This window comes from Streptococcus oralis, assembly GCF_003942875.1.
Lineage (GTDB): Bacteria > Bacillota > Bacilli > Lactobacillales > Streptococcaceae > Streptococcus > Streptococcus oralis_BX.
Genome location: NZ_RMVK01000005.1, coordinates 97308 through 107276 on the forward strand (window position 1 = coordinate 97308; position 9969 = coordinate 107276).

Annotated in this window: 13 protein-coding genes; 5 read left to right on the forward strand and 8 right to left on the reverse strand. The window is 40.8% G+C overall.

What is annotated here, in order from left to right; genetic code table 11:
* Genes pbp2x through rsmH form a run of 3 tightly spaced genes read right to left on the reverse strand, consistent with a single transcriptional unit; the run spans position 1 to position 3538 of the window.
* Complete coding sequence (pbp2x, locus tag D8844_RS06540; protein WP_125422804.1) at positions 1–2256, reverse strand: penicillin-binding protein PBP2X; 2256 nt, start codon at positions 2254–2256, stop codon at positions 1–3.
* A 3-nt stretch (positions 2257–2259) separates the two neighbouring features.
* The gene (gene ftsL, locus D8844_RS06545; RefSeq protein WP_042902017.1) at positions 2260–2577 is read right to left on the reverse strand and encodes a cell division protein FtsL; all 318 of its coding nucleotides are present in this window, start codon (positions 2575–2577) and stop codon (positions 2260–2262) included.
* 10 nt (positions 2578–2587) lie between these two features.
* A complete protein-coding gene (rsmH, locus tag D8844_RS06550; RefSeq protein WP_125422807.1) occupies positions 2588–3538 on the reverse strand; it encodes a 16S rRNA (cytosine(1402)-N(4))-methyltransferase RsmH in 951 nt (316 codons plus the stop codon).
* Positions 3539–3700: 162 nt separating this feature from the next.
* Between rsmH and D8844_RS06555 the strand changes: the two genes are divergently transcribed.
* From D8844_RS06555 to D8844_RS06570, 4 genes are read left to right on the forward strand one after another with little or no spacing between them, the layout of a single operon-like run.
* Positions 3701–3895, forward strand: coding sequence for a helix-turn-helix transcriptional regulator (locus D8844_RS06555; protein ID WP_125422810.1), 195 nt, complete (start codon positions 3701–3703; stop codon positions 3893–3895).
* A 15-nt stretch (positions 3896–3910) separates the two neighbouring features.
* Entirely contained in the window at positions 3911–4453 is a 543-nt protein-coding gene (locus tag D8844_RS06560; RefSeq protein WP_125422812.1) for a DUF3278 domain-containing protein, read from the forward strand.
* 10 nt (positions 4454–4463) lie between these two features.
* Positions 4464–4805 (forward strand): hypothetical protein, encoded by a 342-nt coding sequence (locus tag D8844_RS10525; protein WP_125422815.1) that lies wholly within the window; start codon positions 4464–4466, stop codon positions 4803–4805.
* A 12-nt stretch (positions 4806–4817) separates the two neighbouring features.
* A complete protein-coding gene (locus D8844_RS06570) occupies positions 4818–5357 on the forward strand; it encodes a DUF3278 domain-containing protein (protein WP_125422818.1) in 540 nt (179 codons plus the stop codon).
* Between the two features lie 113 nt (positions 5358–5470).
* Here the strand turns inward: D8844_RS06570 and D8844_RS06575 are convergent, their stop codons facing one another.
* From D8844_RS06575 to D8844_RS06595, 5 genes are read right to left on the reverse strand one after another with little or no spacing between them, the layout of a single operon-like run.
* Positions 5471–6079 (reverse strand): TipC family immunity protein, encoded by a 609-nt coding sequence (locus D8844_RS06575; RefSeq protein ID WP_125422821.1) that lies wholly within the window; start codon positions 6077–6079, stop codon positions 5471–5473.
* 4 nt (positions 6080–6083) lie between these two features.
* Entirely contained in the window at positions 6084–6698 is a 615-nt protein-coding gene (locus D8844_RS06580; protein WP_125422824.1) for a TipC family immunity protein, read from the reverse strand.
* A 10-nt stretch (positions 6699–6708) separates the two neighbouring features.
* Entirely contained in the window at positions 6709–8352 is a 1644-nt protein-coding gene (locus D8844_RS06585; RefSeq protein WP_125422827.1) for an LXG domain-containing protein, read from the reverse strand.
* Positions 8342–8701 carry a hypothetical protein gene (locus D8844_RS06590; RefSeq protein ID WP_125422830.1) on the reverse strand — a complete coding sequence of 120 codons (360 nt, stop codon included), beginning with the start codon at positions 8699–8701 and terminating at the stop codon, positions 8342–8344. The genes D8844_RS06585 and D8844_RS06590 overlap by 11 nt, the downstream gene beginning before the upstream one ends.
* Positions 8698–8976, reverse strand: coding sequence for a TIGR04197 family type VII secretion effector (locus D8844_RS06595; protein WP_125422833.1), 279 nt, complete (start codon positions 8974–8976; stop codon positions 8698–8700). Before D8844_RS06595 ends, D8844_RS06590 begins: the two co-directional genes overlap by 4 nt.
* A gap of 201 nt (positions 8977–9177) precedes the next feature.
* On the opposite strand from D8844_RS06595, the gene D8844_RS06600 reads away from it, so the two are divergent.
* On the forward strand, positions 9178–9654 hold the full coding sequence (locus D8844_RS06600; protein WP_125422836.1) for a glutathione peroxidase: 477 nt from the start codon (positions 9178–9180) through the stop codon (positions 9652–9654).
* Positions 9655–9969 lie beyond the last annotated feature (315 nt).

A 9969-nucleotide genomic window follows, 5' to 3' on the forward strand; every position in this document is an offset into this window, starting at 1 on the left:
TTAATCTCCTAAAGTTATTTTCATTTTTTTAATGTCTTTGAGGGCTGTATTGGCACGGACACTTTGTTTCTTGACCGTTTTGCCACTACCTTCCCACTCGACTTCTATATTCAGCCATTTGGCAAATGTTTGCACATTTTCATCTGTCCAGCCGTACATATCAGGCATTTCTTCGACCTTATCTGACAGGATCAAGATCTGCTGATTGGCTTCCAAATTATCTCCTTCAGAAACCGAGAGTTCCTTGATCTTGGTTCCTGTTCCGATAACGATTGGTTGGACAAGGTTGCGACGCAATTCTTCTGCTAGGTCACCCGGCGTAAAGTCCTTGGTAGCTGGCATAGCATAGCTTGTCGTCTTGCTGACCTGATCCAAGCTTTTAGCAGTTGACTGAAGATTGAGGGATTCTTTCATAGCAGAAGCTCGCTCAAGGATTGGGTTGGCAAATTCTCCTAGCTGAACACCCGAATAATGCTCTGGCTGTTGCACCGTTACATAGAGGATAAAATCAGGATTTTCTGCAGGATGCATCGACACAACAGAGAAGATATAGTTGGTTTCACCTGTCAGGTAACCCCCATTCTTCTCATCAGCAATCTGAGCAGTCCCTGATTTCAGGGCAACATTTTGCCCCGGAACATTGACATTTGGTTTTCCTGTGCTGTGGTTGTACATGGTACCGTAGACAGGATCTGTTCCGACCATGACCATGTGATCCCGAGTAGAGGACGCTGCTGCTTTTGATACAGGATTTCCAACAATTTCCTTTTGAGACTTACGAACAGACTGGTCATTTGGATCATAGAGGGCGCTGATAAATTTTGGTTCCAACATAACCCCATCGTTGGCAATAGCTGTAAAAGCACGTAGCATCTGGGTCTGCGTTACAGAAATCCCCTGACCAAATGCACTCATGGCAATATTAACAATATTATCTGCAGGCAATTGACCTGAATACTCATCAGTCAGACCAAAACGCGTCGGCACCCCAAACTTAAAGCGATTGAGATAATCGAGCCAAGTCGCATCTCCCATTTTTTGTTCAAGTAGACTCATTCCAACATTACTGGAGTGAGCGAAACCTTGTGAGAAAGTCATCATCCCACCAGTAGTCAAACCTTCATTAACATCCCAATCTCGAATCGTCGCATCCGCTATTTTTAATTCACTGCTATTGAAGTATTCTCCACCTGGGAAGGTATTGTTGTCAATAGAAGAAGCTAACGTCATGACCTTCATGGCTGATCCTGGTTCGTAGTTACTTTGATAGAGGATATCACGCCAGACAAAGTCTTTTGTGATGCCATCCTTGGTATCTGCATTAAAGGTCGGCCGTTGGGTCGTAGCCAGGATTTCCCCTGTTTTAGCGCTAACCAAGGTAGCCGTCATATACTTGCCTTTTACCTTTTCCTGGAAGGCATCCATCTGCGTTTCCATAAAGGATTGTAAGGGACTAGAAAGGGTTGTGTATACATCCTTTCCATCTACCGTTTGTTGGGAAGCTTGATCTGTACCCGGAACAATATTTCCCAGACGATCCTTCTCATAGGTGATAATACCATCTGTACCTGCAAGAATGTTATTTAAAGAACTCTCCAATCCAGATGTCCCAATCAAACGTTTGGTCCCATCCTCATTTTCATGGAGTTGCGCTAAACCGATAAAGGAAGAAGCAAACTGTCCATTGGGATAACTACGGTTAGGGCTAGTTGTAAAGTCAACTCCCTCAACGCCAGCTGTTTTAAGGTCATTTTTAATAGCCATCATATTGGCATAGGTGATCCCATTTCCCTTGGTACCAAAAGACACCTGTTTTAGATCTGGCTGAGAAAGTTGTTCCTTGACATAAGACTCCTCCATATCGAGGTATTTATGGAAAATTTCAGCTACCTTATTAAATTGAGAATCTTCTACATAGAGAATTTTGCCTGTTGCTGACTTGTAGGTCTTGTCAATAACAGCATAGATATTATAAGAAGTCGCATCCTCAGCAATAGGCGTTCCATTACGATCGTAGATGGTCCCCCGTTTTGCAGGAATCGTCTTGGTTGTTTGATGGACCTTGTTGGCTTCTTGAACCAAGTCCTTACCAAATTTTTTACCCGTTCCGATAATGACCGCAAAGTTGACCAAAAAGACCGCGAAGAGTATGACAGCCAATAAACTCAGGCTTTTCCCTACTCTTCGGCGATTTTCTTCTGGAGATTTACGGTTACGAACGGCATAACGGATGATTTTTTCTTTCCACTGTTTCATTTCTTACTCCGCTGCTCGGATATTTTCGTTATTCAGCTGCAAATCCTTAGAGTTTGCAATTTCTTTCAAACGTTCTGAACGAATCAATTCATTGACCTCTTGCTTGGCATCGTCTAGCTCGGTTTTCTTTTCTTCGATTTGAGCATTGACCTTGGTCAATTCATTCTGAACTTGTAATAGCTTGGTCTGCATAAACACAACACTAATTGCCAGGATAATCATTGTTGCAACAATCGAAACATAGAAGGCCTTTTCCACACGTGAAAAACCTTTAAACTTCGTTTGCAATAACTGGCTTGTTTTTTCGATTCTTTCTGCCATGCTTTTCCTCTTACTTATGAATTTTTCTGGCCACGCGCAACTTGGCTGAATGCGAACGATTGTTGGCTTCTAGCTCTTCGGCACTTGGCAAGATTGGCTTGCGGGATACCAATTCTATCTTGGGCTTAAGGTCATCTGGAATGAAGGGCAAGCCTTTGGGAACTTCCACTGTTGAAGCTTCTTTGAATAATTGCTTGGTCAAGCGATCTTCCAGAGAATGGAAGGTAATGACCGAGATTCTACCATCCAAAGCCAGCATGTCCATGGCCTGCTGGATAGATTCATCTGCAGCGCCCAGCTCATCATTGACTTCGATTCGGATAGCCTGGAAAATCTGCTTGGCAGGGTGCCCCTTTTTCTTGAGCTCCTTGGCAGGCTTGGCCGACTTGATAATCTCTGCCAACTCCGTCGTTGTCTCAATTGGTTTCACCTCACGCGCTTGCTCAATCTTACGGGCAATCTGTTTAGAAAACTTATCCTCACCATACTTGAAAAAGATCCGAACCAAGTCATGATAGTCATAACGATTGACCACCTCATAGGCCGTCCGACTAGCTTCCTGATTCATCCGCATATCCAGTGGCGCATCCTTTTTATAAGAAAAACCACGTTCACGCTGATCCAGCTGAGGACTGGACACCCCTAAGTCATAACAAATTCCATCAATTTCCTGGACACCAGCCTCCTGCAAACGTGCCTGCAAATGACGGAAGTTATCCTTGATAAAGGTTACCATCCCTTTTTCGATATAGGGTGCCAACCGTTTATGCGCGTTGTCAATGGCATTCTGGTCCTGGTCAAAGGCATAGAGATGCCCTTTTTCGCTCAATTTACTTAATAAATATTCGCTATGGCCTGCTCCACCCAAAGTCGCATCAACGTAGATACCGTCAGGTTTTACGTCAAGCATATCAATCGTTTCATGAAGCAAGACCGTTACATGATGAAATTCTTTTGTCATATCCTATCTATTTTACCACAAATCTGACCAGCTTGCACTTGTCAGACAAGGCTAAGTTTCTTCGAAAAAATTTTTCAAAAAAATGTCACATATACTTGACACCCCAACCTCAAAAGAATATAATATAGTCAAATATATGCGACATATCAGAAAGGAGACTCTATGAATCGTGTCAAAGAATTCCGTAAGGAACGGGGCATTTCCCAGCTCGAGCTCGCCAAAGATATCGGTGTCTCGAGACAGACCATCAACATGATTGAAAATGACAAGTACAATCCAACTCTGGAACTCTGCCTCAATCTCGCCCGCAGCCTCCAAACTGACCTCAACAGTCTCTTTTGGGAAGACGATTTTTAAAAAAGGAGCAAACAAATGAAAAAAGAAACTCTCACTGAAAAACTCATCAAACGCACATACGGTATTTCTGGTCCCCTTGACGAACACAAACGGCGTGAGGCCGATCGTATCGGGAATCAGGTCTTTATCGTTCTCTTTTATCTCATGATATTTGGCAACCTCATCCCCTTTATCCTTGCTTATAAATACCCACAAATTGTCGCTATCGGCTATCCTCTCGTGGTGTTTGGCATTTCGATGATGGCTGCCCTCTATGTGGTCTCCCAAACCAAAAAAACAGGCATCACAGCTATTGACCCCGAAATGCTGAGTCAAAAAGAAAGTAAACAGCTACATTTTCCGGGTCTAAAAGCGGGTCTGATCTATGGAATAGCGATATTTTTTATAATGCCACTCATCGATACCCTAACCAGTGAAAATCCAAATTTCATCAGTTCTCTTCTGAATTCAAAACATATTTTAAAAACTATACTGGGAGCGTTCTTTTTTGGACTGATGATGCAAATCGTTGTCTCTCTTCGCATTCAAAAAGCCAAGAAAGAGCAAGAAGACGACTAGGAGGTGCCTTATGAAATCACTAGCTAAACTACTGATCAGTCATGTTTTTATCAGTATTTTTGTTACCTTTTTCCTACTTTCTGGACATATTAAGCATCCTTTCTTGATTATCTTTCTTTTATTCCTTCCTGTATTGAACAAGGGACAGAGATTCCAGAAAATCCAATCAAAAAAAATACATCTTCTAAAGGCATCTCTCTGTTTTATCCTCGTATCCTTTCCACAACTTTTAACAAATCCTATGGATTGGAGATACCTGATATTTCTAATAATCTGTATCATTTTTAGTTTGGTTTACTTCTATACTCTCTATCAACTCTTTAAAGAAGTCAATCAAAAATCGCTCATTTAGGAGATTACTCCCATGAAAAAAGAAGATTTCACCACTCGCTTACTCAAACTATTCTTTCACATACAAGGGCCTTTTGATGAATGCCGTCAAGAGATGATTTACAAGGCTTGTGCCCGTGCCTTGATCCAAATCGTTTACTCCTCCCTCCTACTCTTCTTGTTCTATCTCCTATTTGGACGCTTCATAGAGTTGATTCGAGATGCCATGCCCTACCTCTATTTTGGACTTATCTTCGTTCTCTCATCTAGGGCGAGACTAGCAGTTCGCAACTTACATTTAGACAAGGATGACCCGTCCGAAATCCATCACAAAAGCTACAGCAAAAGCCAAATCAACCTTCGTAGTTGGGGTGTATTCATCAGTATTCAGCTTGGTCTCTTCCTCTTACTAATCTTTCATAAACTCTTTGTTCAGCATCTCCCCCTCGATACCTTTTGGGACAATCTCTCCCAGTTCGATAAAATGCTCCCTTTACTAGTCTTGGGTTTGGGAATTGGTGCCATCTTTGGAACCATGACCTATGCCTTTTTATCGGAACACGTTAAAAAATAGAGCAAGATTCGCTAATTTCTCATTTTATAGGCAAAGAATCCCACCTAGTTCGTTCTAGGTGGGATTTCCACTTCAATTCATAGGATATTTTCCAAAATATCTACTGACCTTCGTCACCAATTCTCCCACTGGGTTTCAATCTTGATATCGCCATAGTTGCTTGGCGAGTACTTGCTGTCATAGATGGTACACCAGTCCTTCAAGACTTTTTGATTGACGATTTCGTCGAAGTCTTTCTCTAATTCTTCTTTGGAAATATTATTTTTTCTTAAATATTCTCTTACTTTTTCTTCATCATCAATAAATTGACCTGGTTGCCTTGGCTCTTCAAAAATCGCAAGCTCTTTTTTGAGGATTTTCTTTTTTATATTATAGTGTGCTGAATACCATAGGATAATATTCGAATTAGTCTTTCTTTCAAAAAGAATCGTCATTCCTTTAATACCTGAACCAAAATTAAATCCAATACTTATGTCTTTATAACCTTCAGGATGAGTTTGATACTTCCCTGAAGGGGTGTATGCAAAATATTCTCCATCATTAGGCCAACCTGGACTAATTTTAAACCCATCTATGTTTCTTAAAATATTATTTGTACGATATGTCTTCTCTGTCTCCTGGTAGATTTCATCAAAAATATTTTTAGGTTGACGGATAAAAAAGTAAAAACAGGATAATACAATTATCACGAATAAGGATACTAAACCGAGGATTTTCTTCATATTGTCACCAATTCTCCCACTGGGTTTCAACCTTGACATCGCCATAGTTGCTTGGCGAGTACTTGCTGTCATAGATGGTACACCAGTCTTTTAAAACCTTCTGATTGACAATTTCGTCGTAGTAAGAATCCAAATCCTTAGCAGTGATACCGTACTGCTCTAGGTATGATTTCACTTGCGCTTCGTCTTCGATATAAGTTTCCGTATCTGCTTTCTTTAAAACTACTCTCACAGATTTTTTTAAAGTACGGTCTTGATAAGTATATTTATTCCATATCCTGACTCTCGTGTTTGGTCCTACTTGCCTCTCGAATGAAACGGAGCTTAATTGAGATGTATATTCAAAATTAAACCCAATTTCAATCTCAGAATAATCTGACGGTGTTTGCTCTTTGTTGTATAATCCGAACGGAGTATACGAAATATTAGGGTCATCACTTGGCCAAACTGCTCTGATTTTAAATCCATCTATATGCCTTAAAATATTATTTGAGCGATAAGTCTTCTCTGTCTCCTGGTAGATTTCATCAAAAATATTTTTAGGTTGTTTAGGAAAAAAGTAAAAACAAAATAATACAACTAGTAAGACTAAAGCTAATATACTGAATATTTTCTTCATCATCATTCTCCTACTCCGCCATGGCTTCCAAGCGATTTAAAAATGTCGATACTTCTGGATAGTTACTTTCGATATATGCTTTAATGGCGTCTTCACCTTTTTCCATAACCTCTAATGGAAGGATACTAGCATAAATAGTACTTCTAACTTCTTTCCAATCCTTATTTTTTAAGAATTCTCTTTCTCTAAGAGTCGAATCCTTTTGAAGATCAGCATAGTAAGAAGAGATTGCTTGATCATAGGATTGTCCCTTCTGCATACGGCCGATGAGGTTAACCGAGTCCAAATCCGCCTTGTAATCATCCTCGCCGATGCTTGGCTTCATATCGTTTGCATTAAATGTTGTGTCTCCCTCCCAGCCAGAAAGGTCCTTGACACGCTCTCTACCGCCATAGAAATCGGATGATTGGAAACTGCTAGGATTCAGATGAGTAGCCATGGTAATGGACTGGTGGGTAAAGTCTGCGTGACCTGCTCCATTGTTAGAATAAGCCTTTAGTTTTCTATCCCAAAATTGGTCAAATTTATTATTTTTGCCATAAACTTTTTCATACTTATCTTTATAATTCTGATATAGTTTAGGATCATTTTCTTTTAAACTCTTTGTATTTCTATATTCCCCACCCGCCATCTCATGCTGCAATCTAAGATTATAAAGCAATTTTTTTGCATCTTTTGCATCTTCAATTCCAAGTTCTTTAAAAATTTCAAGAAGCGGTTTTTCTACTGTTCTTGATTTTCCTGTAATCGAGCTACCAACAGTCACATTATAAAAATAAGTTTTCAAATGACCCGCAGTTTCGTTCCACTGAAACCCATCATAGTTTGCTGCACCGACGACTCGCAAAAAGATATAGTCACGGAACTCTTGACTGGAGGTTGGGAACTTCTTGTCTATCCCTTGCTTGATGGTCAAAAGCTGTTGGGCTGTCTCTGCGTCAAAGCCGTATTCTGCCATCATGGTTTGGACAAAGGCCTTCTCTTGACGGCTGAGCTTCAAGTCCTTTGTATCAGCATAGGCAGTCAGGTAGTTGGCCCAAGTCAGGTCAGATGGGACTTTAAAGACGCCTTTCTTTGCATCCCAGCTCGATTCGATCTGGCCCAGTCCGCGACTCAACTGCACGTCAATACTGTCTAGATCATCGAAAAGTCCTCCTGAATAGCTATCATAGGCACGCAGGTCTTTCAAAATCGTTTCATAGACACGTTTATTCGCGTGGTGTCCTCTCATGAGCTCCACATTACTACGTCTCAATCTCCCCTTTTCTTCACTATCCATGGTCGAGGTAGAAAGGGATTGGTTGACTTCATCTAGATAGGCAATCATCTGCTCTTCCTGGCGGATCTTATCAAGTAGATCATCCTCACGCCAACTCTTGCTGTCGACCATCGTTTGATAGTCTTCTGGTAGTTTCTTGATGGCTTGAGAGAAGGTTTCTGCATAGAACTGTCCCCCTTTGCTCAAGGGTAGCAAGACACTTGCAAAAAAACTTCTAGCCAAATCATAAGCGTCACCCTTTAGGCTCTCCTTATCCTCTGAAAACTTTTGGATGGCTGATTGCAAGTCTTGATAAGCCTCCACCTGAGATTGGCACATGGTCGCTACACTCGAACTTTGTAGTTGTGATTGTTCCAAATACATATCAATGCCCATGTCGTTTCTCCTCCTCTCTTTCTTGTTCCTTGCGTCTTTCATAGTAAACCACATCCAAGTCTCCCTCTAACCGGAATTTTTCTTTTTTCAAATCATCCATGTGATAGCTGAGGTCCTCAAAGATTTGGTTTTTAAGTTGGTTTCTCTGCAGGAGCGTTTCTTCCAACTGCCCTGCATATCGGCTCTGATAGGCCGCCTCCCACAAATCACTTTGATAACGGTGGCTAGCTCTATCATATCCTTCAAAGATTTCTATCAGTGCTTTGGTGCGGTAGTTCTCTTTTCCATTGTCTTCTAGCTGGTACAAGAGGTCTCGCTCTCTTTTCTTCAACTCATCTAACGTGCTCATGTATGACTCCCAAAACCATTGGCAGCAGCCTTATCTAGCGCTTCAAAATCGCTCGCTACAGAGTGAAGTCTTTCGGAAGTTAGGGCGACAGCGGCTGTAATCTGACTAGCTAGATTTTGATCCTTTGTCAGACATTGATGAGCCTTGTTATTCCCTTGAAGGGTCGTTAAGTCATCCTGACTAGCCGCAGCGATCGCTGTTAACGATTGACAAGCATTTTTAAGCTGAGTCGCATATGTTTGCGCAAGATTTAGATCGCTTTTTACTGTTGACATGGCTGTTTTATCCTTTTTCTGATTCCCTAGTGATAGGTACACTCCATTTAGCTATATAGGCCTATTATACCATGTTTCATAAAAGGAGCATCATTTTGTCCAGATTTATGTACCATTGTGTATTTTTTCAACAACTTCTCTCATCCAACTCGACGAAAAGAGTAAAAACTGTTACAATGTAGAAAAAGAAAAGAGGCCCTCATGACCAGTATATATGATTTTTCTGTTTTGAACCAAAACAACCAAGCAACTCCCCTGGAGAGCTATCGTGGCAAGGTTCTCTTGATTGTCAACACTGCTACTGGATGCGGCTTAACGCCCCAGTACCAAGGGCTCCAAGAACTCTATGAACGCTATCAAGATCAGGGCTTTGAAATCCTAGATTTCCCTTGCAATCAGTTCATGGGACAAGCACCCGGCAGCGCAGAAGAAATCAATAACTTCTGTAGCCTACACTATCAGACAACTTTCCCTCGCTTTGCCAAGGTCAAGGTCAACGGCAAGGAAGCAGATCCTCTTTATGTTTGGCTAAAAGACCAGAAAGCTGGTCCACTAGGAAAACGAATCGAATGGAATTTTGCTAAGTTTCTCATTGGCCGAGATGGGCAAGTCCTTGAGCGCTTCTCTTCCAAAACAGACCCCCAAACCATCCAAGAGTTTATTCAAAAATTACTCTGATTTCTTTTTAAAACGCATCCTTTCATTTAGTTTGAGTCCTGAAAGGATGCGTTTTTTCTTTAAAAAGTAACTGATTTTCTTTAATTTATATTTATTTTTTTGCTTTTTGCTATTGCAATTCTTTCATTAATTTAGTATATTTGTTATATTAAAAGTTTTCAGTCATTTTAAGGGAGAAATGACCTTTTAAATTTTTTTATCTTAAAATGAAAGCGCTTTATAAACAGGAGGTAAGGTGGCTTACAAATTATCAGAGAGTTTTTCATTAAATCAAGTTGTAACCAAGTCAGACTTGGGCTTGGGCAGTAGCTGACT

Bases quoted from the DNA above. Each gene is read 5' to 3' on its own strand.
- D8844_RS06555 (WP_125422810.1), top strand. From the start codon at position 3,701: ATGAATCGTGTCAAAGAATTCCGTAAGGAACGGGGCATTTCCCAGCTC.
- D8844_RS10525 (WP_125422815.1), top strand. From the start codon at position 4,464: ATGAAATCACTAGCTAAACTACTGATCAGTCATGTTTTTATCAGTATT.
- D8844_RS06585 (WP_125422827.1), bottom strand. From the start codon at position 8,352: ATGGGCATTGATATGTATTTGGAACAATCACAACTACAAAGTTCGAGT.
- D8844_RS06595 (WP_125422833.1), bottom strand. From the start codon at position 8,976: ATGTCAACAGTAAAAAGCGATCTAAATCTTGCGCAAACATATGCGACT.
- D8844_RS06575 (WP_125422821.1), bottom strand. From the start codon at position 6,079: ATGAAGAAAATCCTCGGTTTAGTATCCTTATTCGTGATAATTGTATTA.
- D8844_RS06580 (WP_125422824.1), bottom strand. From the start codon at position 6,698: ATGAAGAAAATATTCAGTATATTAGCTTTAGTCTTACTAGTTGTATTA.
- D8844_RS06570 (WP_125422818.1), top strand. From the start codon at position 4,818: ATGAAAAAAGAAGATTTCACCACTCGCTTACTCAAACTATTCTTTCAC.
- ftsL (WP_042902017.1), bottom strand. From the start codon at position 2,577: ATGGCAGAAAGAATCGAAAAAACAAGCCAGTTATTGCAAACGAAGTTT.
- D8844_RS06590 (WP_125422830.1), bottom strand. From the start codon at position 8,701: ATGAGCACGTTAGATGAGTTGAAGAAAAGAGAGCGAGACCTCTTGTAC.
- D8844_RS06600 (WP_125422836.1), top strand. From the start codon at position 9,178: ATGACCAGTATATATGATTTTTCTGTTTTGAACCAAAACAACCAAGCA.
- rsmH (WP_125422807.1), bottom strand. From the start codon at position 3,538: ATGACAAAAGAATTTCATCATGTAACGGTCTTGCTTCATGAAACGATT.
- pbp2x (WP_125422804.1), bottom strand. From the start codon at position 2,256: ATGAAACAGTGGAAAGAAAAAATCATCCGTTATGCCGTTCGTAACCGT.
- D8844_RS06560 (WP_125422812.1), top strand. From the start codon at position 3,911: ATGAAAAAAGAAACTCTCACTGAAAAACTCATCAAACGCACATACGGT.